The sequence below is a fragment of the Novosphingobium sp. BL-S-21 genome, from assembly GCF_055521655.1.
Genome location: NZ_CM145495.1, coordinates 2078120 through 2102298 on the forward strand (window position 1 = coordinate 2078120; position 24179 = coordinate 2102298).

At 67.9% G+C, this 24179-nt stretch carries 17 protein-coding genes; 8 read left to right on the plus strand and 9 right to left on the minus strand.

The annotated features are described in order from the left end of the window. The first annotated feature begins 2 nt into the window (after window positions 1–2). The 3 genes from ACZ1J6_RS08285 to ACZ1J6_RS08295 all read left to right on the plus strand — a co-directional run bounded on the left by ACZ1J6_RS08285 (window position 3) and on the right by ACZ1J6_RS08295 (window position 6601). Window positions 3–2519 carry a glycosyl hydrolase 115 family protein gene (locus ACZ1J6_RS08285; protein ID WP_465127285.1) on the plus strand — a complete coding sequence of 839 codons (2517 nt, stop codon included), beginning with the start codon at window positions 3–5 and terminating at the stop codon, window positions 2517–2519. Window positions 2520–2586: 67 nt separating this feature from the next. Then, window positions 2587–4146 carry an MFS transporter gene (locus ACZ1J6_RS08290; RefSeq protein ID WP_465127286.1) on the plus strand — a complete coding sequence of 520 codons (1560 nt, stop codon included), beginning with the start codon at window positions 2587–2589 and terminating at the stop codon, window positions 4144–4146. After that, the gene (locus ACZ1J6_RS08295; RefSeq protein ID WP_465127287.1) at window positions 4133–6601 is read left to right on the plus strand and encodes a beta-galactosidase; all 2469 of its coding nucleotides are present in this window, start codon (window positions 4133–4135) and stop codon (window positions 6599–6601) included. The genes ACZ1J6_RS08290 and ACZ1J6_RS08295 overlap by 14 nt, the downstream gene beginning before the upstream one ends. Before the next feature lie 16 nt (window positions 6602–6617). On the opposite strand, the gene ACZ1J6_RS08300 is transcribed toward ACZ1J6_RS08295, so the two are convergent. The 5 genes from ACZ1J6_RS08300 to ACZ1J6_RS08320 all read right to left on the minus strand — a co-directional run bounded on the left by ACZ1J6_RS08300 (window position 6618) and on the right by ACZ1J6_RS08320 (window position 12186). Continuing rightward, the gene (locus tag ACZ1J6_RS08300) at window positions 6618–7400 is read right to left on the minus strand and encodes an IclR family transcriptional regulator (protein WP_465127288.1); all 783 of its coding nucleotides are present in this window, start codon (window positions 7398–7400) and stop codon (window positions 6618–6620) included. 224 nt (window positions 7401–7624) lie between these two features. Further along, window positions 7625–8899: an MFS transporter gene (locus tag ACZ1J6_RS08305; RefSeq protein ID WP_465127289.1), complete on the minus strand. Its 1275-nt coding sequence runs from the start codon at window positions 8897–8899 to the stop codon at window positions 7625–7627. Between the two features lie 170 nt (window positions 8900–9069). Then, window positions 9070–9744 carry a CDP-alcohol phosphatidyltransferase family protein gene (locus tag ACZ1J6_RS08310; RefSeq protein ID WP_243654319.1) on the minus strand — a complete coding sequence of 225 codons (675 nt, stop codon included), beginning with the start codon at window positions 9742–9744 and terminating at the stop codon, window positions 9070–9072. A gap of 280 nt (window positions 9745–10024) precedes the next feature. Continuing rightward, window positions 10025–10813 (minus strand): sulfite exporter TauE/SafE family protein, encoded by a 789-nt coding sequence (locus tag ACZ1J6_RS08315; protein ID WP_132267626.1) that lies wholly within the window; start codon window positions 10811–10813, stop codon window positions 10025–10027. Further along, on the minus strand, window positions 10810–12186 hold the full coding sequence (locus ACZ1J6_RS08320) for an ATP-grasp domain-containing protein (RefSeq protein ID WP_132267628.1): 1377 nt from the start codon (window positions 12184–12186) through the stop codon (window positions 10810–10812). Before ACZ1J6_RS08320 ends, ACZ1J6_RS08315 begins: the two co-directional genes overlap by 4 nt. 328 nt (window positions 12187–12514) lie before the next feature. On the opposite strand from ACZ1J6_RS08320, the gene ACZ1J6_RS08325 reads away from it, so the two are divergent. Beyond that, window positions 12515–14575 (plus strand): carbon starvation CstA family protein, encoded by a 2061-nt coding sequence (locus tag ACZ1J6_RS08325; RefSeq protein WP_465127290.1) that lies wholly within the window; start codon window positions 12515–12517, stop codon window positions 14573–14575. Beyond that, a complete protein-coding gene (locus ACZ1J6_RS08330; RefSeq protein ID WP_431568836.1) occupies window positions 14572–14757 on the plus strand; it encodes a YbdD/YjiX family protein in 186 nt (61 codons plus the stop codon). The genes ACZ1J6_RS08325 and ACZ1J6_RS08330 overlap by 4 nt, the downstream gene beginning before the upstream one ends. Window positions 14758–14784: 27 nt before the next feature. Here ACZ1J6_RS08330 and ACZ1J6_RS08335 read toward each other — a convergent pair whose 3' ends face one another. Both ACZ1J6_RS08335 and ACZ1J6_RS08340 read right to left on the minus strand, forming a co-directional pair. Next, the gene (locus tag ACZ1J6_RS08335; protein WP_132267633.1) at window positions 14785–14994 is read right to left on the minus strand and encodes a hypothetical protein; all 210 of its coding nucleotides are present in this window, start codon (window positions 14992–14994) and stop codon (window positions 14785–14787) included. Window positions 14995–15048: 54 nt separating this feature from the next. Beyond that, window positions 15049–15957 carry a LysR substrate-binding domain-containing protein gene (locus tag ACZ1J6_RS08340; protein WP_431568835.1) on the minus strand — a complete coding sequence of 303 codons (909 nt, stop codon included), beginning with the start codon at window positions 15955–15957 and terminating at the stop codon, window positions 15049–15051. Window positions 15958–16062: 105 nt separating this feature from the next. Here ACZ1J6_RS08340 and ACZ1J6_RS08345 point away from each other — a divergent pair, with 105 nt between their 5' ends. The 3 genes from ACZ1J6_RS08345 (at window position 16063) to ACZ1J6_RS08355 (ending at window position 19752) form a co-directional block, all read left to right on the plus strand. Beyond that, a complete protein-coding gene (locus ACZ1J6_RS08345; protein ID WP_431568834.1) occupies window positions 16063–17334 on the plus strand; it encodes an MFS transporter in 1272 nt (423 codons plus the stop codon). Window positions 17335–17471: 137 nt separating this feature from the next. Next, on the plus strand, window positions 17472–18533 hold the full coding sequence (locus ACZ1J6_RS08350; protein WP_132267924.1) for a glycoside hydrolase family 43 protein: 1062 nt from the start codon (window positions 17472–17474) through the stop codon (window positions 18531–18533). Window positions 18534–18831: 298 nt separating this feature from the next. Further along, complete coding sequence (locus ACZ1J6_RS08355) at window positions 18832–19752, plus strand: polysaccharide deacetylase family protein (RefSeq protein ID WP_465127291.1); 921 nt, start codon at window positions 18832–18834, stop codon at window positions 19750–19752. 50 nt (window positions 19753–19802) lie between these two features. Here the strand turns inward: ACZ1J6_RS08355 and ACZ1J6_RS08360 are convergent, their stop codons facing one another. Next, window positions 19803–21059, minus strand: a complete 1257-nt coding sequence (locus ACZ1J6_RS08360) for an SGNH/GDSL hydrolase family protein (protein ID WP_465127447.1) — start codon at window positions 21057–21059, stop codon at window positions 19803–19805. Window positions 21060–21188: 129 nt separating this feature from the next. Then, a complete protein-coding gene (locus tag ACZ1J6_RS08365) occupies window positions 21189–24104 on the minus strand; it encodes a TonB-dependent receptor (RefSeq protein WP_465127292.1) in 2916 nt (971 codons plus the stop codon). Between the last annotated feature and the right edge of the window lie 75 nt (window positions 24105–24179).

Below are 24179 nucleotides of genomic sequence, written 5' to 3' on the forward strand. Positions count from 1 at the left end.
CGATGCGCGGGGCGGCCTTTCTTGCGGTGGCGGCGGGGCTGGCCCTCGCCCATCCGGCGCAGGCGGCCGCCCCGGAGTTCGTGCATTTCACGCCCGCGCGCGGCGACTTCGCGCTGGCGCAGGACGGACATGTCGCCCAAGTCGTGACCTCGGCCGGGGACCACGAACTGGTCCGCATCGCCGCCGAGGATTTGCGCGGAGACCTGGCCGCCGTGACCGGCGCGAACGCCGCTTCGGACGTGCAGGTCTGGATCGGCACGCTGGGGCGCAATCCCGCGATAGACCGGCTTGTGGCGGCGGGCCGGGTCGATGCCGCGAAGCTGCGCGGGGCCTGGGAAAGCTTCCTCATCGTGCCGGTTTCCAACCCCGCGCCCGGCGTGAAGCAGGCATTGGTGATCGTGGGCAGCGACCGGCGCGGCACCGCCTACGGCGCCTACGAGATCTCCCGCGCGATCGGCGTCTCGCCCTGGCACTGGTGGGCGGATGTCCCACCCCAGCATCACGGCAGCCTCTACGTCTCCGCCAAGGCCCGGCGCTTCGGCCCGCCTTCGGTGCAGTATCGCGGCATCTTCATCAATGACGAGGACTGGGGCCTCGTTCCCTGGGCCCAGGGCGCCGAACCCGATGAACCCGCTCCCGGCCCGAAGACGTATGCCAAAGTCTTCGACCTCCTGCTGCGGCTACGGGCCAACACGCTCTGGCCCGCCATGCACAAGGCCAGCCGCGCCTTCAACGCCGATCCCGCCAATGCCGCCCTCGCAGAGCGCTACGGCGTGGTCATGGGCACCAGTCATGCCGAACCGATGCTGCGCAACAACGTGGGCGAATGGACCGGCAAGGCGGAAGACTTCAACTATCTGACGAACCGCAATGCCATGCGCGACTACTGGCGCACGCGGGTGAAGAGCAACGCCGCCGACGAGACGATCTGGACCCTCGGCCTGCGCGGCATCCATGACAGCGGCATGATCGGCCCCACGACCAACCCGGAGCGCCGCGCGGTGCTGGAACAGGTCTTCGGCGACCAGCGCGAACTCCTGCGCGAGGCGGGGATTTCCGGCGCCCCGCAAGTCTTCACGCCCTACAAGGAAGTGCTCGACATCTACCGGGCCGGGCTGAAAGTGCCGGACGATGTCACCCTGATGTGGACGGACGACAACTTCGGCTACATCCGCCATCTCCCCGATGCCGCCGAGCGGGCGCGCAGCGGCGGCAACGGCGTCTACTACCACCTCTCCTACCTCGGCGCGCCGCTCTCCTATCTCTGGCTCTCGACGACACCGCCTGCGCTGATCCGCGAGGAAATGGGACGCGCGTGGGACAAGGGCGCGCGCAAGATGTGGATCGTCAATGTCGGGGACATCAAGCCAGCCGAACTGGGCGTCGACTACTTCCTCAGCCTTGCATGGGACATCGAGAGGACAAGAACCCAGCCTGTCGAGACATGGATGGGACATTGGCTCGCAGACATCCTCGGGACCGGACAGGGACGCGGCGCGGAAGAGGGCACGGACCCGCAGGCCGCCGCCGTCATGAGCGACTACTACCGCCTCAACTTCGCGCGCCGGCCCGAGCATCTGCAATGGTATCTGCCGGGGCAGAAACCCCATGCCAGCCCGCTGACCACGGCCGAGGCCGACGCGCGGCTCGCCGGTTTCGCGGCGATGGAGCAGCGCCTTGCCGCCCTGCGCCGGCAGGTCCCGGCCGAGCGCGCCGATGCCTTCTTCGAACTCGTGGACTACCCGGTATCGGCCTCCGCCGCCGCCAACCGGCGCTTCTTCGCCGCCGAGGCCCACGACGCGCTACGTGATACCGCCCCCGCCGAAAGCTGGCGCCGCGCCCGCATCGCCGCCGAGGCGGACGCGGCGCTGACAGCCCTGACGCGCCGCTACAACCGCGACACCGCGGGCGGCAAATGGCGCGGGATCATGAATGTCGAGCCCGCAGATGGGCAGTGGCGCAGTTTTCGGCAGACCCCGCCGGTCGTGCCCGCGCTCGCTGCCTTGCCGGACATCGCAGCCCCGGCGCCGGAGCCGTCGCCGCGATCCGCGCTTCCCCTGCTCCGGCCCGAACAGTTCACGCGCCGCCCATCCCCGAACGGCGCCTCCCCGCACGGCCCCTCCCCGCACGGCCCAGCATGGCGGCTGGTGGAAGGCCTCGGCCGGTACGGTGCGCTGCTGGGCGCCGGTGCGGCGTCCGCCTCCGCGCAGGCCGCGATCACCCTGCCGGCGGGTCGCTGGCAGGCCGTGGTCGATCTGCTGCCTGCCTATCCCTCCGACAATGGCGAGGCACTGCGCCTGACCATCCGCATCGACGGCAAGCCGCAGGTCCTCGAAATCCCGCGCCGCACCGGTGACCGCGACTGGGCCGATGCCGTGCTCGACAACCGCATTTCCGTGCCGCTCTCCGCTCTTCTGGAAGCCGGCCAGCACAAGGTAACGATTGAATCCGGCGATCCCGCCGTGATGATCGAAGCCGTTCGCTTCATGCCTGCTGACAAGTCCATTACTCCGACATAATATCAGACCCAATCGGTCCGCCCACGAAGGCGGGCCAGACAAGAACAATACGGTGAAGGATCCTGTAGTGCCCCAAAGCCAGTCCGTGGCCGCGCGTCCGGTGCGCCTGAGAAACTACCTTGCCTATGGCTCCAACGACGTGCTCGGGGCCGGGTCGATGGCGGTGATCTCGGGCTGGGTGCTGATCTTCTACACCCAGTTCTGCGGGCTTTCGGCCGGTCAGGCCGCAACGATCTTCGCGGTGGCGCGCGTGCTGGACGCCTTCGCCTCGCCGATGATCGGCTATATTTCCGACCACTTCGGCACGACCGCGCTGGGCCGCCGGTTCGGGCGGCGGCGCTTCTTCATCCTGGCCGCCATTCCCCTGCTGCCCAGCTTCGCGCTGATGTGGCTGCCGGGACAGAGCTTCTGGTACTACCTCGTCAGCTACGTGCTGTTCGAACTGGTCTACGCGATGGAGATCATCCCGTTCGAGACGCTCGCGGCCGAGATGTCGAGCGACTATCGCACCAAGGCCAAATTCGCGGGCTTCCGCATCCTGTTCGGCCAGGCCGCCGCGATCCTGGCGGGCTTCCTGCCGCTCTGGCTGATCGAGGCGCTGGGCCGCGACAGCGCGGACACCTTCTTCTACATGGGCCTGATCTTCGCCGCGCTGTTCATGGTGACGGCGGCCATGCTCTACCTGTTCAGCTGGGAGCGTCACGGGCCCGGAGGCGTGCCGCTGCCCCCCGAGCAACGCCATTCCGCCGGCCCGCTGGAGGCGCTGAAGGCGCTTTACCGCAACTTGTTCTCGACCATGCGGATCCGCGCCTTCCGCCTGCACTTGGGCATGTACCTGGGCGGCTATATCAGCCAGGACGTGTTCAACGCGGCCTTCACGTTCTTCGTGATCTTCGCGCTGGCGGGAACCACGGCGGTCGCCTCCGGGCTGCTGGGCACGATGTACATCGTGCAGTTCGTGGCCGTTATCATCGCCATCAACATGGCCCTGCGCGCCTCGCCCAGCCGTGCCTACCAGATCGCCGCCGCCGGCTTCGCGGCGGGCGCGCTGACGCTGATCGGGCTCTGGTCCATGGGCATCACGGCCACCAGCGCCATGATCTGGCTGCCCATCGCGCTGGCAGGCCTGGGCCGCGGCGCGCTCAACTACATTCCCTGGGCGACCTACAACTACATGGCCGACGTGGACGAGATCGTCACCGGCCGCCGCCGCGAGGGCGCCTTCGCGGGCGTCATGACCTTCGTGCGCAAGGCCACGCAGGCCGCGGCCGTAGCCGGCGTGGGCTTCGTGATGCAGGCGGGCGGCTTCGTTTCCGGCGCGGCGCAGCAATCGCACGGCGCCATCCTCACGATCGCGCTGCTGCTGGGGCTGGGCACCGTGGCCATGCTGGTGTTCGGCGTGATCGTCTCGCTGCGCTTCCGCCTTTCTCCCGCGACTCATGCCGTGCTGATGCGCGAGATCGAGCATCTGCGCAGAGGTGCCCGCACCCCGACCAGCCCCGAGGCGCAGGCGGTGGTGGAGGACCTCTCCGGCTGGCGCTACGATCAGCTCTGGGGCCGCAACCCGCTGGTCGAGCAGGACAGTGCGAACGGCGATCTGGGCAAGCCCGTCAATGCCGGGCATTGACCGCCGCGGCCTGCTTCGGGCGGGCAGCGCAGCCGCCTTTGCCGCGGCCCTGCCCGCCCGAAGCCTTGCCGCCGCCGCGCAGGCCGCGCCTTTGGAACTCGACGCTTCCCGCCCCGGCCGCCCGCTGAAATCCGGCCATTTGCGCATGGGCACGGGCGAGGGGCCGGGTGGCATACTGGGCATCGACAACCTCACCCTCACCCGCGACGGCAAGCCGTGGCTGCCGATCATGGGCGAATTTCACTTCACCCGCTTCCCGGCCGAATACTGGGACGAGGAACTGGCGAAGATGAAGGCCGCCGGGATCGGCGTGATCGCCAGCTACGTGATCTGGAACCATATCGAACTGGAGCCGAGCCGCCTCGACTGGACCGGCACCCGCGACTTGCGGCGCTTCGTCACGCTCTGCGCGCGCCACGGGCTGCTGTTCTTCCTGCGCCCCGGTCCCTGGTGCCATGCCGAAGTGCGCTTCGGCGGTATACCCGACTGGGTCGTCTCCGCCACGCACCCGCGCTCCAACGATCCTGCCTACATGGCCGAAGTCTCCCGCTTCTGGCGCGCGATGGCCGGGCAGATCGACGGCCTGCTGTGGAAGCAGGGCGGGCCGGTGATCGGCATGCAGGTGGAGAACGAATACAACCTCTCCGGCCCCGGCCAGGGCCGTGCCCATATCGCGGCGCTGAAAGGACTGGCGCGCGAAATCGGGATCGACGTGCCGCTCTACACCGTCACCGGCTGGGACCGCACGGTCTATCCCAGGGGCGAAGTGGTGCCCGTTCATGGCGGCTATCCGGATGAGCCCTGGTCCGCCAGCACGAATCGCCTGCCGCCCAAGGAAAACTACCTCTTCCGCTTCGACAGCCGCGTGAGCGGAGACCTGGGCGCGCAGACCCGGGCCAAGGGCCGTGGCGATGCCGACGACGACATGGAAGATACCCCTTTCCTCGGCGCCGAATATGGCGGCGGGGTGCCGGTCATGTACCGCCGCCGCCCGCTGATCGCCCCGGCCGACATCGCGGCGGCAGTGCTGACGCAATTGGGCTCGGGCGTGAACCTGCTCGGCTACTACATGTTCCACGGCGGCTCAAACCCGCTCGCCCATGGTCGCGCGCTGGAGGAAACGCAGCGTTCGGGCGGCTACAACGACGTGCCGGTGATCGGCTACGACTTCCAGGCGCCGATCGGGCAATACGGCCTGCCCGGCCCCGCCCATGCCGCCCTGCGCCCGCTCCACTACCTGATCGACAGCCACGGCGCCGCACTTTCGCCCATGCAGGTCCATGCCCCGGCCGTGCAGCCGCGCGACAAGGCAGACCTCGCCACCTTGCGCTGGTCGGTGCGCAGCGCGGGCGGCAGCGGCTTCCTCTTCGTCAACAACCACGTCCGCCAATATCCGACGCCGGGCCATCCCGGCACCCAGTTCACCGTGCGCCTCCCCGGCGGCCCGGTGACGCTGCCCTCCGCGCCGGTCACGATCCCGAGCGGCGCCAGCTTCGCCTGGCCCATCGGCCTCGACCTCGACGGCCTGCGCCTCGCCTGGGCCACCGCGCAGCCGGTGACGCAGCTGGAGGACGGTGACGGCCCGATCCATGTCCTGGCCGCGACGATTGCCGACGATGTGGAACTCGCCATCGACGGCGCGAGCCTCCAGAGCCCGCCGGCGGGCTTCCGCCGCGACGGTGCGGGGCGCTGGATCGGGCAGGTCCGGGCCGGACGGGAACGGCTGCTGCGCTTCGTCACCGCGCAAGGGGCGGCAGTGCGGCTGCTGGTGCTCGATCGCGCCTCGGCCGGGCAGACATGGGTAGGTGCATTCGGCGGTAAACGACGGCTGATTCTGACGGACGCCGACGTGATGTTCGCGGGCGGCGAGCTGGAACTGCGTCAGCGCGGCAACCGGGACTTCGCTTTCGCCATGATCCCCCCGGAGCCCGGGATGACAGCGGACGCCGCCCTGACCCGGCACGGCGGCCACAATGGTGCGCGCGTTTCCGGCCCCCTCGCGGCATCCGTCGAGGCCCGGCAGATCCGCCCGGCGGGCGAAGCGCCGCCGCCCGTGATCGGCGGCCCGGCGAAGACGGTGCTCCAACCGCTGCCGGAAACCTGGAAAGCCGCCGCGACATGGGAATTCACGCTCTCACCCGCGCTGCTGCCCGAAGGCGGAGACGCCTTCCTGGAGATCGCCTGCAAGGGCGACATCCTGCGCCTGCACGATGGCATGGACTTGCTGGACGACACTTTCTGGGACGGCCAGCTATGGCGCATCGGCCTCAAGCGCTTTGCCGGGCGGCTCGGACGGCCCTGGCGCCTCTCGATCATGCCGCTGCGCGTCGATGCGCCGATCTACCTGGACGACAAGGCGCGGGCCGCGCTGCCCGCTGCCGGGCAGGTCGCGACACTGGATTCGCTGCGCGTGGTGCCGGAGCACCGCCTAAGGGTGCGGCCGCCCCGGCCATGACCCGGCGGTTCGCGGACTAGCCCTGCGGCGCGCGGTAGCCCACGGCCTCGCCGACCTGCCCCGCGGTGGCGACGATGGCCGCCACCAGATCGTCGACGATGTCGTCCGTCAGGTAATGGGCCGCACTGGCGATCGAGATGGCGATGCAGATTTCGCGGCGCGCATCGCGGATCGGCACCGCGATCGAGCGCACGCCGTCGCCCAGCTCGCTGTCGTGCAGCACGTAGCCATGCGCCTTGTGCTCCCGCATCAGCGCCACGTATTCCTTCACCGCCTTGGCCGAGACCTTGCCGCCATTGGCTTCACGGTAGAGGTCTTCCCAAACCTTCTCGTCCTCGTCCAGCAGCAGCGCCTTGCCCAGGCCGGTTTCGGCGATGGGGCGGCGGTCTCCCGGCGCGGTCGCCACGCGAAGACGCTGGCGCCCGGTCACGCGGTCGAGGTGGCGGGACCAGTCCCCCTCGCGCTTGCCCACGAAAACGCAGAAACCCGTCTTTTCCGAGAGCTTTTCCATGAACGGCCGGGCCACCCGCACATAGTCGATCTGCTCGGTGGCCATGACGCCCAGTTCCAGCAGCTTGGGGCCGAGACCGAAGCCGTCGCTCGTCACCGAGAGATAGCCGCGGGACTTCAGCGCCTGCACCAGGCGGTGCGCGGTAGTCTTGCTCATGCCCAGCTTGCGGGCGAGATCGGCGGCGCGGATCGGGCCGCCAATCACTTCGTCCATGATGTCGAGCGCACGCATCAACGTTTGCGTGCCCTTGACCTCGACTTCGGGCTTGTCGTCGCGAAGTGCCGTCATCGTTCGTGTCTTTCTCCGGATCGGTCCACTTTGCGGGACGCGAATCCATTTGTTCCACCTGCTCTATACCCTCGGGCGCGGCGGTCAATGGGAGAAGACGGAGACGGAGGCGCCCGCAGGACGGGCGGGTCTGGAGCGGATCCGATCCTGCTGCGGAGGCTCGACCGCTTTCGGGTTTCTGGTTTGCCGCGTCATCAGGCGATTCCACCCGATGGGAAGACGTTCTAGGCGGTGAAGGTCCGCTCGGTGTTGCGCCGGATCGACAGCAGGCCGATCAGGCTGAGGATCGCAGCCGCCGAGATATACGTGCCCACATATAGCACGCCGCCCTTGTCGGCCAGCGTCTGAGCGATAGCGGGCGCGAAGCCGCCGCCGAAGATGCCGCCGACGTTGAAGGCGATGGACGATCCCGTATAGCGGACCCGCGCGTCGAACAGCTGCGGCAGGAGCGAGGCGACCGGACCGTAGACGAAGCCCATCGTGAACAGGCCCAGGCACAGGAAGGCGGCGATGGCCGAGAGCGATCCGGCCGCGAACATCGGCCCCATCAGCAGGCCCACCCCCATGGCGCCCAGGCAGCCCGCGATCAGCACGCCGCGCGAACTCCAGCGGTCCGCCGCATAGCCGGCGAGAACGATGCCCAGCGCCATGAACAGGATCGCGAACAATTGCACGCCCAGGAAGCTGCGGCGATCGTAGCCCAGCGTCTCGGTGCCATAGCCCAGCGCGAACGTCGTGGTGAGGTAGTAAAGCGCGAAGCAGGCGATCACCGCGAAAGTGCCGGCCAGGGTCTGGCGCAAATGCGTGCGGAACAGCTCGACGATCGGGATCGACTTGGGCGGGGTTTCCTCCAGCACGGCTTCGAAGGCCGGGGTTTCCGTCAGCTTCAGGCGGATCCACAGGCCCAGGCCGACCAGCACCGAACTCAGCAGGAAGGGAATGCGCCAGCCCCAGGCGAGGAAGTCCGCGTCGCTCAGGGTCATGCTGAAGACCAGGAACAGCCCGTTGGCGGCGATGAAGCCCACCGGCGCGCCGAGCTGGGGAAACATGCCGAAGCGCGCGCGGTAGCCGGGCGGGGCATTCTCCACCGCCAGCAGCGCGGCACCACCCCACTCGCCGCCGAGGCCCAGTCCCTGCGAGAAGCGCATGAGGCACAGCAGCAGCGGCGCGAACCAGCCGATGCTCTCGTAAGTGGGCAGGAGGCCGATGATCACCGTGGCGCCGCCCATCAGCAGCAGCGAGGCGACCAGCGTGGACTTACGCCCCACCCTGTCACCGAAGTGGCCGAACAGCGTGGCGCCCACCGGCCGGGCGATGAAAGCGATCGCGAAGCTGGCATAGGCGGCCAGCCGCTGCACCGAGGGCGATTCCCCCGGGAAGAACAGCGGGCCGAACACCAGCGCCGCAGCGGTGGCGTAGATGTAGAAGTCGTAGAATTCGACGGCGGTACCGACCAGGCTGGCGGCCAGGACGCGGGAATTGCTGCGATAGACGTTCATCGCCGCGGCTCCGCGCTCGTGCCGCACCATCCGATCACACCCGACTCTTCAACCGTCACTTTGGCGCCCCTGCAAGGCTCCGCCCTAGGAGCCGCTTCGTTTCAAGCGGCCCGCCTTAGAGCAAGCCTCGCCGGTTTACAGCCGAAATGCGCGCAACAATATTACGCGGATCAGCTCGCCGCGGCGAGGCGCTTGCCGGTGACCAGCGTCTGCACCACGAAGAGCACCATCAGGATCGCGCCGACCGAGCCCACGAACAGGTCGAAGCCCGAAACCATGCCGAACAGGCCGCGTCCCGTGCCCAGCAGCATCATCATCGCGGTCAGACCGATCAGCATGAAGCGCAGTTCGGTGGGGCCGGCCTGGAGATACGAGAGCTTGAATTCGCCAAGGACCCGGGCGGCGAGATAAGCGTGGATCGACAGCAGCAGGTAGCCGACGAGCGCCACCATCGCCACGTCCATCGTGACATAGGGACTGGTGCCGATGCCCCAGACGATCAGCGCGGTGGTCAGGCCGTCGCAGCTATGGTCGATGAAATAGCCGTAGGAGGGACGCTCGATCTTGCGGAAGCGGGCGAGGCTGCCGTCCATGGAATCGCCGAACCACTGCACCACGTACCCGGCCATGGCCAGCCATAGCCAGCCCGGGGACAGGTTGCTGGCCGTATAGCCCGCGAAAGTCATGAACGCGCCCAGCAGGCCCCCGGCGGTCAGCAGGTCCGGCGTCACCCAGCGGGGCATGCGGGCGCAGAGCCATTGCAGGAGCTGCCGCTCGCGCCGTGCCAGCAGGTTTTCCTGGATGCGGGTCGGCGGGGCGGGATGGGCGGTGGTCTTGGCGTTCATGCGGATCTTCTCGATTATCGGGGGGCGAAGTTGCTGGAGGTCGAAGCCATGTCGATCGGGACAGGGCACAGCCAGCCGCTTCCCGCGTGCGCGGCGCGCGAGACTTGAATCCTCAGGATTTTACAGAGTTCCATGAGCGGCTCCTTTATGCGGGAGCTCGTTGGTCTCTCAGTCGCCGGCGCGCAAATTCCAGTCGGCGATCCGGCCTCCATAGCCGACGATGCGCCGATTGGCCAGTTTTGGGGCCCTTGGCGATCCCGCCACGCCCACCACTCGCCGATTAAAGCCGCGAAAACAGCGGGATCGGAGAGAACATCATGGAGATCAGTCCGCCCAGGCTCAGCGCCACGAGCGTCGCGCCGGTCAGTTCCATCAGCCGGCGCGGGGAAATGCGCCGGGTGAGCAGGGCGCCGAACGGTGCGGCCACCACGCCGCCGATCAGCAGGCCGCTGGCGGCGATCGTCAGCGATTCCACGCCCAGCCTGCCGATGAAGGCGGTGAGCACGGTGACGGTGACGAAGAACTCGGCGGCATTGGCCGTGCCGATCGCCATGCGCGGGGTCATGCCCTGGGCCATGAGGTTGCCCGTCACCATCGGTCCCCAGCCCCCGCCCGAGGCATCGAGGAAGCCCGCGATGAGGCCGAGCGGACCGACCAGCTTCATCCGCCGGTACGACTGCGGCCGCCGCGGCCCCCGCCAGATCAGGTAGAGCCCCACGGCTGCGAGGTAGACCAGCACGGCAGGGCGCAGGATCGCCATGCTGACGCTGGTGAGCACCCAGACGCCCAGCAGCCCTCCGGCGATGCCCGGCACGACCAGCCGCGCGAACAGCGGCCAGTCCACATTGCGCTGCAAGGCATGGGCGATGCCCGATGCGCCGCTGGTGAAGCTCTCCACCCGGTGCGTCACGGCCGAGGCCGCCCCCGGCGGCACCCCGAGCAGCATCAGCAGCGAGTTGGACAGGACGCCGAAGCCCATGCCCAACCCGCCGTCGACCAATTGGGCGAGGAAGCCGGCAATGATGAACGGGGCGAGCGCGGCCCAGGGAATGGTCGCCGGATCGATCATCCGCCGGTCCTTCGGCGCAGCGAGGAAGCGGACCTGCCGAACCGTCCCGTCGGCGCGGTGGTCATGAACAGCACGGGGAAGCACAAGGCGATCACCGAAAGCACGGCGCCGGGAACCACGTCCGCGCCCGCCAGCCAGGGCAGGACCGCCGCCCAGATCGCCGCCACCAGCACGATCATCAGCGTCCTTTCCTGTTCGGTGTCGTTGAGCGCCGAGAGATCGGCGTTGACCCGGCCGTCGAACAGGGTGCGCAGGCCGGTGCCGACCCGGCTCTTGCGGTCGACCAGCATCGGCGGGAGGCTGGCATGGGCCAGGCAGCCCAGCCCGGCGCCGACCATGCGCAGGCCGACGGCGCTGGCGAAGCGGCGATATTCGGGGTTGCGGTCGCTGAGGACGCGCAGGCCCGCGCGCCCTCCGAAAGCGAGTTCGGCCAGGGCATTGCTTTCCGCCGCCGGGGCCGTGACAGGCTCCGCCGCGTCCTGGGTGGAGATCACCCATTCGAGGATCGCCGAGGGCACGTCGTAGCTGGTGGCGCGCTCCAGCCCCTGGAAGCCCGGCGCCGAGTTCGCCTCGCAGATCCGGTAGCCTTCCTCGTCGAAGAGGATGTCGATCCCGGTCACGTCCAGCCCCAGCACGTCGGCCGCCTGGACCGCCAGTTCGGCCATTTCCGGCGGCGGATTATAAGCGATCCCCACGCCGCCGAGCGAGACGTTGGACTTGAAGCCCCCGGTCAGCGAGCGCCGCTCCATCGCCGCCACCACGCGGCCGCCCACCACCAGCACGCGCACATCGCGGCCATGGCTGGCGCGGACGTAATGCTGGAGGATGAAGTCGGCCTGGGCATCGGCGCTTTCCAGCAGCCCGGCCAGATCCTCGAACTGGTTGCGATCCTCGCACTTGAGCACACCGGCCCCGCGCGTGCCCTTCAGCGTCTTGACGATCACGGGAAAACCCAGTTCGCGCTCCACGAGGTCGACGTCGATGGGGAAAGTGCCCAGGATCGTGCGCGGGATCGGCAGACCGGCGCGGTTGAGCGTCTGCAGGGTGTGCAGCTTGTCCGCCACCTGCTCGATCGTCGCCGGGCCGTTGACCAGCCGCACGCCGCGCCGCTCCAGATGGCGCAGCAGGGCCAGAGTGAAATAGTCCGTCTCCGCGCCGGTGCGGCAGATCACGAAATCCGGGCGCTCCACCAGCCGCCCCTGGTAAGTCGTGCTCCAGCCTTCCTCGGAGCCGACCACCAGGTCGAACTTGTGGGGATGGAGCACTTGCAGCTCGATGCCCATGGCGCTGGCCGCTTCCTGGAAGCGCAGCACCTCGGGCACTTCCGAGTTCGCGGGATCAAGCTCGCGATGAAACAGTATCCAGCCACGCAAGGCTTCATTTCCCCCAAGGATAGACGGCGGCGGACCGATCCGCCGTGCCAGGTGCGGCGTGCCAATGCATTAGAAACAAAGCAGATTAGGCCGAAACGCGTCGGCGGCGCCGTGGTGCCACGCAATTCAACGCCCGCCAATCTTCTTTGGTTGCCTGTCACACATTGCCACGGAACGCCAGCCGCCGCCCAAGGTCCGGTCGCTGTCGGCGAACGGGTCTCCGATGACATCCCGGCCGACGAGTTGCGATTTCCCGGTTCCCTCGTCGGCCCAAGGCTTTATGCACGGGGAGATCGGCGCGGGGAGACGGCGCCAGAAGGAGAGCACCATGATCCGCCACTTGCCCTGGCTCCTCACCGGCCTTGTCGGCGCCATTTCGCTCGCCGTCGTCGCGGTTTCGCGTGGAGAGGCGGTGAACGCGCTGTGGATCGTGGTGGCCGCCGTCTGCTGCTTCCTCGTCTCCTATCGCTATTATGCGCTGTTCATCGCCCGCCACGTCATGAAGCTGGACCCGTCGCGGCCGACGCCCGCCCTGCGCCGCGCCGACGGGCTGGACTATGTCGCGACCGACCGCACCGTGCTGTTCGGGCACCATTTCGCCGCAATCGCCGGGGCCGGACCGCTGGTCGGGCCGGTGCTGGCGGCGCAGATGGGCTACCTGCCGGGCACGCTCTGGATCATCGGCGGCGTCGTGCTGGCAGGGGCGGTGCAGGACTTCATGGTCCTGTTCATCTCGATGCGGCGCGACGGGCGCTCGCTGGGCGAGCTGATCCGCATGGAAATGGGGCAGGTGGCCGGGACCATCGCGCTGTTCGGCGCCTTCATGATCATGGTCATCATCCTGGCCGTGCTGGCGCTGATCGTCGTGAAGGCCCTGGCGGAGAGCCCCTGGGGGATGTTCACCGTGGCCGCCACCGTGCCGCTGGCCATGCTGATGGGCGCTTATACCCGCTGGATCCGGCCCGGCCGGATCGGGGAAGTCTCCATCCTCGGCCTCGTCGGGCTGCTGGCCGCCATCGTCTATGGCCAGGCCATCGCCCAGTCGCCGGTGTGGGGACCGCTGTTCACGTTCACGCCAGTGCAGCTCTGCTGGATCCTGATCGGTTACGGCGCGGTCGCTTCGGTCCTGCCGGTCTGGCTGCTGCTGGCCCCGCGCGACTACCTTTCCACTTTCCTCAAGATCGGCGCCATCGCCGCGCTCGCCATCGGCATCGTCATCATGGCGCCGCCGCTGCGGATGCCCGCGCTCACCGCCTTTGCCTCTGGCGGCGGGCCGGTCTTCTCGGGCGGGCTGTTCCCCTTCCTGTTCATCACCATCGCCTGCGGCGCGGTCTCCGGCTTCCACGCCCTGATCGCCAGCGGCACCACGCCCAAGCTGATCGCCAGCGAGAGCGATGCCCCGCTGATCGGCTACGGCGCCATGCTGATGGAGGCCTTCGTGGCGATCATGGCGCTGGTGGGCGCCTCGATCCTCGATCCGGGCATCTACTTCACCATGAACAGCCCCGCCGCGCTGATCGGAACCGACGCCGCCAGCGCCGCCCACGCGGTGACGGCCATGGGCTTCGCGATCTCCCCCGAGACCATCGCCCAGACCGCCCGGGACGTGGGCGAGCACACCATCATCTCGCGCGCGGGCGGCGCGCCGACCCTGGCCGTGGCCATGGCGGAGATCTTCTCCCACGTCGTTGGCGGGCCGGCGATGAAGGCCTTCTGGTACCATTTCGCGATCCTGTTCGAGGCCCTGTTCATCCTCACCGCGGTGGACGCGGGCACCCGCGCCGGACGCTTCATGCTGCAGGATCTGATGGCGCTGGCCGTGCCCCGCCTCGGCGAGAGCAGGAGCCAGGTCCCCGGCCTCGTCGCCACGGCGCTTTGCGTGGCGGCCTGGGGGTTCTTCCTCTATCAGGGCGTCACCGATCCGCTGGGCGGGGTGAACACGCTCTGGCCGGTGTTCGGCATTTCGAACCAGATGCTCGCCGCCATCGCCCTCATGCTGGCGACCGCCGTGCTGTTCCGCATGAAGCGCGACCGCTACGCCTGGGTCACCGTGCTGCCGACCGCGTGGCTGCTGATCTGCACGCTTTCGGCGGGCTGGCTGAAGCTGTTCTCCGCCGATCCCGCCGTCGGCTTCCTGGCGCACGGCGCCAGGTTCTCCGCCGCGCTGGAGCGGGGCGAACTGCTGAACCCCGCCAAGTCCCTGGAACAGATGGAGCGCATCGTCTTCAACGACCGGGTCGACGCCGCGCTGGTGGCGGTGTTCCTGGCGGTGGTGCTCTCCCTGATGGTCTTCACCTGGCGCACCTGCATGGCCTCGCGCCGCAGCCCGGTGCCGACCGTGAACGAGATCCCCGCCCATGAGGCCTCCCCGCGGCCGGTGCCGGCATGAGCGACCTGATCCAAACCCTGCGCCGCACGGCCCGGCTCATGGTGGGCCTGCCGGACTACGACGATTACGTCCGGCACATGGCCGCGCATCACCCGGACCGCCCGGTGATGGACCGCAAGGCGTTCTTCCGGGACCGTCAGGAGGCGCGGTACGGCGGCAAGAACGGCGGACGGTGCTGCTGAGGCACTGACGCGGCGCAAGCCGCGCCGTCAGTGCCGGCGAATCACCAGCTTGGTCTCGCCGCAAAGGCTGCATTCGTCCTTGCTCCGCACGAAACCGTTGGTTCCAACGAGTTCGCGGGTCTGGACATCCGCATGGTGAAGAACGCTCAGGCCCAGCCTTTGCGTGATGCAATCGTCGCAGACCGGCTCTGGTGCGAGCCGGACGACGAGTTTCTCGATATCTTGCAGGATGGTCATTCGCATTGCCCTCGACCTGCCCGTGCCAGCTTGGCGCGGTCCCGGCAATGGCAATTACGGGTGTTGGAGTTTCGCTCCGGTAAACTCACCATCAAGGCGATGCTTCAGCCACGCCGCGAAGGCCAGCACCGCCGCGGTCCTGGCCGGAGGACTGCCGGGATGGCGAACGAAATGATAGGCGCCTTCAAAGGGATGCTCGACCGCGGAGAGACGGACCAGCCGCCCCGCGGCGATGGCGTCCTGCGCGATCACCTTGCGCACGAGCGCCACGCCATGGCCGGCCGCGGTCGCTTCCAGCAGCAGACCGGCATCGTCGTAGGGCTGCGAATCGGTAGGCTCCGGCAGCGCCAGCCCGGCGCGCTGGAACCACGGCGTCCAAGGCTGCCAGGAATTGCGCAGGAACCGGCAGCGGCCGAGGTCCTGCTCGCTCTCGATCCCCATCCGCTCGCGATAGGCGGGCGAGCAGGCGGGGAACACGGTGTCCTGCATCAGCCGTTCGACCACCAGCCCCGGCCACTCGCCGCTGCCATAGCGGATGGCGGCGTCCAGCCCCTGCGGGCCGACCGGGCTGAGGTCCATGCGCGGATCGAGCGCGATGGCGATGCCGGGATGGGATTCGTGGAACTCCGCCAATCGCGGCACCAGCCAGTGCGAGGCGAATGACGGGAGCACCGCCACTTTCAGCACCACATGCCCCGCCGCGGGCGGTTCCGGGAATACGCTGGCGATCAGTTCCAGCGACTGCCGCACGGTGGGCAGGATGCGCAGCGCCGCCAGGGTCGGCTGCATGGAATTGCCCTGCCGCTCGAACATCGGCTCTCCCAGCCGCTCCTCCACTTCGCGGACCCGGTGGCTGATCGCGCCGTGCGTAACGCCCAGTTCCTCGGCCGCCCGCGTGAAACTGCGGTGCCGGGCAGCGGCGACCAGCGCACGCAGCGTGTTGAGCGAGGGCGGGCGGTACATGCCCGGGTTGTTACTGGAATTCACAACCCGCGCCAATCTTTCTCGTTCGGATCGCGGCGGGACTCCCGCTATCTCTCCGCTTCGACCTTTTCGGGAAACCTGCCCATGCCCCTTGCCCTCCGCCGCCCGCACCCCGCCTGGATCGTCGTGGCCGTGACATTCTTCGCCCTGCTGTTCTCGGCCGGTCTGCGATCGGCGCCGGGCGTGATGATGCTGCCCCTGGAACTGCACTTCGGCTGGGACCGGGCGACGATCTCGTTCTCCGCGGCCATCGGCATCCTGCTCTACGGCCTCGTCGGCCCCTTCGCCGCGGCGCTGATGATGAGCGTGGGGATCAAGCGCACCATGCTGGCAGGCCTCGTGCTCATGGCGCTGTCCACTTTCGCCAGCCGCTGGATGACGGCGCCCTGGCATTTCGTGCTGAGCTGGGGCGTGCTGTCGGGCATCGGTTCGGGTGCCGTCGCCTCGGTGCTGGGCGCGGCCGTGGTCAACCGCTGGTTCGCCTCGCGGCAAGGGCTGGTCATGGGCATGCTGAGCGCCAGCACGGCCACCGGCGCGCTCGTGTTCCTGCCCTTCCTGGCCTGGCTGTCGGAAGGCGGCGCCTGGCGGCCGGTGGCACTGGCCGTCAGCCTGGGCTGCGCCGCGCTTATCCCCGTGGTGGCCCTGTTCGTCCCCGAACGTCCCGAGACCCGCGGCGTGCGGCGCTTCGGCGAAGAGGAAGGCACTGCCCCCGCACCGCCGATGAAGCAGGCGGCGACGCCCTGGCTCGCCATCGAGGCGCTCGTCCGCGCCGCCCGCAAGCCGGTGTTCTGGCTGCTGGCGGGAAGCTTCTTCGTCTGCGGCCTCACCACCAACGGCCTGGTCGGCACTCATATGATCGCCTTCTGCGGAGACCACGGCATCGCCCCGGTCGCGGCCGCCGGGCTGCTTTCGCTGATGGGCTTCTTCGACCTGATCGGCACGACCGCGTCGGGCTGGCTGTCCGATCGCCACGACCCGCGCCGCCTCCTGGCCGTCTATTACGGCCTGCGCGGACTGTCGCTGCTGGCCCTGCCCTTCATCGATTTCGGCACGGTCAGCCTGACCATCTTCGCGGTGTTCTACGGGCTGGACTGGATCGCCACGGTGCCGCCGACGCTCAAGCTCGCCAACCTTTCCTTTGGAGAGCGCGACGCGCCGATCGTGTTCGGCTGGGTAATGGTGGCGCACCAGATGGGCGCCGCGCTGGCCGCTTTCGGCGCCGGGGTGATCCGCGAGCTGACCGGCTCCTACACGCCCGCCTTCGCCCTGGCCGGCGCGTTCGCCGTGGTGGCCGCGCTCGTTTTCGTGGCGGGCATCGGCAGAGTTCGCGCCGCTCGGCGGCCGGAATTCGCCTGATCGGGGGGCGAGAATATCCCGGTTGCCCCTGACGGATGTTAGCGCTATCTTTCGGATAGAAGGTTTAAACCGACCGGGAGATAGATGTGTCGAGGCGAATTTACGCAGCCCTTGCGGCTACAGCTTTCTGCGGCCTGATGGCCGCCTGCAATGGTACCGGAGGCGCGCCTGACGCCGCCGCATCGGCCGATGCCACCGAAGCCGGCGCCGCTTCGGGCAAGAAGTACCTTTCGCAGCCGCTGGTCAGCGAGATGTACACCGCCGATCCTTCCGCCCATGTCTGGAACGGCAAGTTCTACATCTACAACAGCCACGACGTGGACGGCCCGACGCCGGAAGACGATCTCGGCGGCCACTTCGAAATGCGCGACTACCACGTCCTGTCGATGGACAAGGTGGGCGACAAGGTCACCATCGGTCCTCTCGCGCTGGACGTGAAGCAGGTGCCCTGGGCCTCGAAGCAGATGTGGGCGCCCGACGCCGCCTTCAAGAACGGCACGTACTACCTCTACTTCCCGGCCAAGGACAAGCAGGGCGCCTTCCGCATCGGCGTTGCCACCTCGAAGGACCCGATGGGCCCGTTCAAGGCGGAACCGCAGCCGATCAAGGGCAGCTACTCGATGGATCCCGCCGTCTTCACTGACGACGACGGCCAGAGCTACATGTACTTCGGCGGCATCTGGGGCGGCCAGCTCCAGCGCAACGTGAACGGCAAGTACGATCCGAACGGTTCGAAGACCGACCTCCAGGCCGACGACAAGCCCGCCCTGCTCCCGCGCGTGGCGCGCATGACCGGCGACATGCTGGAATTCGCCGAGGCGCCGCGTGAAGTGAAGATCGTCGACGAGAAGGGCAAGCTCCTGCTCGGCGGCGACCATGACCGCCGGTTCTTCGAAGCCTCGTGGATGCACAAGTACAAGGGCAAGTACTACTTCAGCTACTCGACCGGCGACACGCACTACATCGCTTACGGTATCGGCGATAACCCCTACGGTCCCTTCACGTACAAGGGCCGCATCCTGAACCCGGTCGAAGGCTGGACCTCGCATCACTCGATCGTCGAGAAGGACGGCAAGTGGTGGCTGTTCTATGCCGACAGCCAGCTCTCCGGCCAGACGCGCCTGCGCAACGTCAAGGTCACCGAACTGCACTACAACGAAGATGGCACGATCAAGACGATCGATCCCTTCGTTCACTAATACGGCGAAGGGATGGCGAACCAGACGCGGTTCGCCATCCCTTTGGGCGCTCCTGTGGGGGGTGCGGGTATGCGAGATCGCCCAAGGGGCGCGCAGTCTCTTGAACCACGCGCACAGCCGACAGACGGAAACACAGACATCCGACACCCGACACCCGACACACCTCGTCATTGCGAGCGTAGCGAAGCAATCCAGGGCGGCTCTGCGCGACTCTGGATTGCTTCGCTACGCTCGCAATGACGAAATAAGGGATGGGCAGTGCGGAGGGACGGTTCAGGAAAAGGTGGGGGAAGAGGGCGTGCAGGCGGAAGTAACGACGCAGGTCGCAACGGCAACCAGGGCGCCAGCCGCAAAATCCACGCGCCTGCTGGCCGCCGCACTGGCGCTGGTTCTCGCCCCGCATCCCGCGCTTGCCGCCCCCGCGCCGCAGATCGCGCTCACGTTCGACGACCTGCCCCTGCACACGCCTTACCCCAGCGGCGATACCCCGCTCTCGGTGACCGACGCCATTCTGGCCGCCTTGAAACAGGCCCGCGCCCCGGCTTTCGGCTTCGTCAATGCCGGCAAGGGCGAGGCTGGCGATCTCGATACCGTGCTGGACCATTGGCGCGCCGCCGGGCTGCCTTTCGGCAATCACGGCTTCCGGCATCTCAATTTGGACAAAGTGGGCGCGGCGGAATTCGTGGCCGAACTGGACCGCGACCAGGCCGCACTAGCACCCCGCGGCATGAAGCCCTGGCTACGCTACCCCTTCCTCGCCGAGGGCAGGGACCCGGCCATGCGCGACGCCGTACGGGCGGCGCTGGCGCAGCGGCACTATCGTATCGCCGGGGTCAGCCTTTCCTTCGATGACTGGGCCTGGAACGCGCCTTATGCCCGCTGCGCCGCCCAGGGGAACACCGCCGCGATCGCCGATCTCGAAGCGCGCTTCCTTTCCGCCGCCCGCGCCGATGCCGAGGCCGCGCGGGCCGCTTCGCAGGCCCGGTTCCGCCGCGATGTGCCTTATGTGCTGCTGCTCCACGTCGGCGCTTTCGATGCGCGGATGATGCCGCGGCTCCTGGCGCTCTACCGGGACATGGGCTTTCGGTTCGTCACTCTGGAACAGGCCCAGCGCGACCCGTTCTATGCCGCCACCGATCCGGCCAGACCCGGCCCGACGCCTGCCCTGCTGCGCACGACACCGCTGCCGCGCCCCGGAGACGACGTCTGCCCGGCCTGAGATCGTCATCCCGGACTTGATCCGGGAGACGCACCTCTCCTCGCTCTTTCCTAGCGCAGCAAGTCCAGCGGTATCGCCTCGCCCATGGCCTTGTAGCCGGCCGGGTTGGGATGGATCGCGTCGCCCACGTCATAGGCGGGATTGAGCCGGTCCGGCCGCGCGGGATCGCGCATGACCTTGTCGAAATCGATCACCGCATCGAAATTGCCCGGTGCCCGGATCCAAGCGTTGATCGCCTGGCGGTCGGCCTCGTTGACGGCGCCCGGATGGTAGTAGTCCATGCCCATGAACGGCAGCAATGTCGCGCCGTAGACCTTGATCCCCTTCGCATGGGCGCGGGCAACGATTTGGCCGTAGGCGCCGGTGATCTGCTCCACCATGGCGGCGTGTTCCGCAGCGCTCACCGGGTGGTCGCGCGTAAGGACGCCCAGGTCGTTGATGCCTTCCAGCACGATGAGGTGAGTGACGCCGGGCAGCGCCAGTACGTCGCGGTCGAGCCGGGCCATGGCATTGGGCCCGAGCCCGTCAAGCAGCACGCGGTTGCCGCCGATGCCCTGGTTGATCACCGCGCGCCTGCCAGCCGCAACCCCCGCCGAACTGCCCGCCAGCCGCCGGGCGAGCACGTCGGTCCAGCGGTCATTGCCATTGGTGGTGGAGCCGCGCCCGTCGGTTATCGAATCGCCCAGCGCCACCACTGCGCCCGCCCCGCAGGCCCGCGCCTCGATTCCCGAGAGGAGATACCAGTGGTCGATCGGCTTGGCCGCGGCCAGTTCGGCATCGGCAACATGGTCGCCCGCGATCCAGTACGAAGTCGCGCGCGAGCCGGGATGCGCGGTCTGGCGCTGGGGCATGGCCTGGACGTGGAGCGAGACGGCCAGGTCCTCGAAAGCGCGGACGGGCAGGTCCAGGGGGTCGGAAAGCCAGTCCGCGCCCGGCGGGATCACCACGCGGGCCTTGCCGGAGAAGCGCAGCGGCGTGAGCGAACGGGCGTCGATCCCTGCCTTGTCCGCCGCCCGGGCGCGGGCCAGCGTGGCGGCCTCGATCACCAGCGGCGTGTCGCCGAAAGCATTGGACAGGCGCACGCGCAGTCCGGTGCCGCCGATCGAGGGCCGCACGATCTGCCGCAGCGTCACATCGCGCGTGGCCTCGGCCGGAAGGGCATTGTCGGCATCGGGAAGCATCTGCGAGGATCCCCAGGCCGAAACCCAGGGGCAGGCCGCCGCCAGCGCAGGCGCCGAGACGCCCAGCCCGGCCGTCACAAGAGCAGCCGGGATCAGCGCGCGCCTGAACGGGCGGCCCGTCAACATCCGGGCGGTGAGGGCAAGGTGACGGAACTTCGGCAGCATCGCGGACCCCATAAAAAGAAATGAGCCGGCATCCAGGGAATGGACGCCGGCTCGGAGTTTTCAGGGAGGAGGAGTTCCCTGCAAGAACAATCAGAAGTTGGCGCGCAGACCCAGCAGGACCTGACGGCCTGGATAGTAGACCGAGTAAGCGGCATTGTCGTATTCGAAGGTGGTGCGGATCGGCTCGTTGGTGATGTTCAGCACATCGAGCGTCAGGCGCACCGCGTTGTTCAGGAAGGGCAGCTGGTAGCCGGCCGACATGTCGAGCTGGCCACGGGCGTCCGAGCGCAGGGCGGCGTTCTGGATGCCGTTCTGCGGACCGTTCACGGCGATCGATGCGTCGTTCCAGACGTAGTTCACGCTGACCGACAGGCCGTTGTTCTCGTAGAAGCCCTGGAGGTTGTACGAGTAGGGCGAAACACCGGTGGCAACGAGGCCCGAGGACGAGGACTGCTTCAGGTAGGTGCCGTTGGCCGAGAAGCCCAGGCCCTGCACCAGGAAGTCGAGCGGCTGCACCCAGGTGGCCTCGATGCCCTTGATCTTCAGATCGCTGAGGTTGATCGGGCGGGTCACCGTGATCGGCAGGTTCGCGATCGGCACGCCGGTCTGGAGCGAGCGGTCGCTGAGGGCGTTCTGCTGGGTCGAGATCAGGCTGTCGTACGGAATGTTGAGCGAACCGAAGGGCACTTCCGAGGACGTGGTGACGGTGAAGCCGGCGATGTTCTTCTGGAAGGCCGACACACCGACATAACCGATGCCGCCGGTGTAGAATTCACCGCCGATATCGAAGTTGTCCGAAGTGTAGGGCTTCAGATCAGGATTGCCCGCGCTGGCCGTGAGGGCCGAGGGATCCGAGAACGTGATGCCCGGCAGGATCTGGTCGGCATTCGGACGCGTCATCGTGCGCGAGGCCGAGAAGCGCAGCTTCAGGTTGTCCAGCACATCGTACGTGAAATTCACCGAGGGCAGGAAGTTGTCGTAGTTCGAGCGCGAGGTGATGTCGATGATGGCGGTGCCGACCTGGCTCGGGCCGACGACGATCTGCTTGGTATGGGCATAGCGCATGCCGCCGTTCATGTGCAGTTCGCGGCCGAACAGTTCGGTGGTGCCGTTCAGTTCGAAGTAGGCGCCCAGCACCGTCTCGTCGATGTCGCCCGTGGCGCCGCCGGTCACCGCGCCGCGCGTTTCCGGCGCGCTGTCACGGTAGCTGGCGTAGTTGGTGGCCTGCTTGATGGCATCGAAGTCGGGGATGACGAAGGCATTGTAGCCCACGCTGCCGCTGGCGAGATGGCCGAAGTTGCTGACCGGGAACTGGGTCAGGTACTGCGGGATCTGGCCGGTGGTGATCGAGCCGGTATCGCCGGTGCAGCCGGCGCCGCAGACGGAGAGCTGGTAGGCCGGGCTGTTGTCGTAGGCGCGGATCGAACGCTGGGCCCGGTCATAGGCGCCGCCGAACTTCACGCTGAAGTCGCTGTCGCCGATGGTGGTGTCGAGGTGGGCACCGCGGGTCTCGGTGTCGCGGCGAACCAGCGACACGTTCTGGCGGTACCATTCCCAGCCCATGTTCGGATCGTTGAGATCGACATTGGTGGTGATGATCGGCTGGTTGCCGCCGCTGTTGTCGTAATAGACGTCCACGCCCGAACCCGGGGTGGTCTGGAAGGCCCAGGTCGGCTGTTCGCGGAAGAACTTGCTCTTCGACCAGTTGGCATTGGCTTCCACCTTCACGCGGCCGGAAGGCTGCCAGGTGACGCTCGGCGCGATGTTCCAGAACTTGGTGGTCTGCTTGAACTGGCTCGCTTCGAGGAAGAACGAGGAGTTGGCGAAGGTGCCGCTGGTGACCACGCCGTTGTCGTCGACCGCAAGGTCGATCGGGATCATGCCGCCGGTCGACTGCGCGCTGGTGCCCGGGCCCGAGTTACGGACCTGCCAGTTCATGTTGACCTTGTAGTAGTCGCGCTTGGACTTGGCCCAGATACCGTCGATCGCGAAGTGCAGCTCGTCGCTGGGACGCCATTCGAGCGATGCCAGCGCGGAGATGCGCGAACGGTCGCCGTTGGTCAGGCTGTTGCGGCCGAGGCGCGGGATCAGCGCGGTGCTGAGCTGGTCGCGGGTGAGACCCGAAGTGGCGACCACGTCCACCGGCTGGCCGGCGACGAGGCCGTGGCCGGTATTGGTCGGAACCACCGAGGCCCAGGAGAAGTTGTTGCCGCCCGGATCGCCGGCGCCGAGGTTGCCGTCGGTCCAGCCCACGGATTCGAAGCCATCGACGCGGGTCTTGGTCTTCACGCCGGCCACGCCGACGAGAATGCCGAAGGTATCCGTGGTGTGGCTGGCGACGACCGCGCCGCGCGGGCTGATCTTGCCGTTGCTATCGGTATACTGGCCCTGGCCGACGACGGTGAAGTGCGTGCCTTCCTTGTCGAAGGGGCGGGCGTTGTGCAGGTTGACGGTGCCGGCGATACCGCCTTCAAGCGTCGAGGGCGAAGGACTCTTGGCAAGGTCGAGACGGGTGAAGAGTTCGGACGGGAAGAAGTCGAGATCGACTTCGCGGTTGGCGCTGCCGCCGTTGGTGCCGCCGTCGGACGCGACCTGGAGCTGCGAGCCGTTCAGCAGCACGCGGGTGAAGCTGGGGCCAAGGCCGCGGATGGCGACCTGGGTGCCTTCGCCGTTGATGTCGCGGTTGAGGCGCACGCCGGGCATGCGGTTCAGCGTTTCGGCCAGGTTGGTGGCGGGCAGCTTGCCGATGTCTTCGGCGAAGATCGAATCGCCGAAGGTCACGGCATCGCGCTTGGCATTGGTTGCGCTCTGCAGCGAGGCGCGGATGCCGGTGACGATGATGTCGCCCGCGGAAGGCGTATCGTCCTGAGGGGCGGCGGTCGTATCGGCGGTGTCGGCGGCCGTGGTGCCCGCAGCGTCCTGCGCGAAGGCGGCAGGCGCGGAAAGGCCTGAAAGCGCGGCGGCGCTCAGAAGAACGGCACGAACGGAAATACGGTTGGATCGCATTGGATATCCCCTCCCATTTAAATCACGTCCGCTTCCGAGCGGATCGTGGGTTGCGCCAACACTGGTAGCGCTATC

Coding starts and splice junctions, on each gene's coding strand:
- ACZ1J6_RS08285 (WP_465127285.1), top strand. CDS start 3: ATGCGCGGGGCGGCCTTTCTTGCGGTGGCGGCGGGGCTGGCCCTCGCC.
- ACZ1J6_RS08295 (WP_465127287.1), top strand. CDS start 4,133: ATGCCGGGCATTGACCGCCGCGGCCTGCTTCGGGCGGGCAGCGCAGCC.
- ACZ1J6_RS08300 (WP_465127288.1), bottom strand. CDS start 7,400: ATGACGGCACTTCGCGACGACAAGCCCGAAGTCGAGGTCAAGGGCACG.
- ACZ1J6_RS08305 (WP_465127289.1), bottom strand. CDS start 8,899: ATGAACGTCTATCGCAGCAATTCCCGCGTCCTGGCCGCCAGCCTGGTC.
- ACZ1J6_RS08310 (WP_243654319.1), bottom strand. CDS start 9,744: ATGAACGCCAAGACCACCGCCCATCCCGCCCCGCCGACCCGCATCCAG.
- ACZ1J6_RS08315 (WP_132267626.1), bottom strand. CDS start 10,813: ATGATCGATCCGGCGACCATTCCCTGGGCCGCGCTCGCCCCGTTCATC.
- ACZ1J6_RS08325 (WP_465127290.1), top strand. CDS start 12,515: ATGATCCGCCACTTGCCCTGGCTCCTCACCGGCCTTGTCGGCGCCATT.
- ACZ1J6_RS08330 (WP_431568836.1), top strand. CDS start 14,572: ATGAGCGACCTGATCCAAACCCTGCGCCGCACGGCCCGGCTCATGGTG.
- ACZ1J6_RS08335 (WP_132267633.1), bottom strand. CDS start 14,994: ATGACCATCCTGCAAGATATCGAGAAACTCGTCGTCCGGCTCGCACCA.
- ACZ1J6_RS08340 (WP_431568835.1), bottom strand. CDS start 15,957: ATGTACCGCCCGCCCTCGCTCAACACGCTGCGTGCGCTGGTCGCCGCT.
- ACZ1J6_RS08345 (WP_431568834.1), top strand. CDS start 16,063: ATGCCCCTTGCCCTCCGCCGCCCGCACCCCGCCTGGATCGTCGTGGCC.
- ACZ1J6_RS08350 (WP_132267924.1), top strand. CDS start 17,472: ATGGCCGCCTGCAATGGTACCGGAGGCGCGCCTGACGCCGCCGCATCG.
- ACZ1J6_RS08360 (WP_465127447.1), bottom strand. CDS start 21,059: ATGTTGACGGGCCGCCCGTTCAGGCGCGCGCTGATCCCGGCTGCTCTT.
- ACZ1J6_RS08365 (WP_465127292.1), bottom strand. CDS start 24,104: ATGCGATCCAACCGTATTTCCGTTCGTGCCGTTCTTCTGAGCGCCGCC.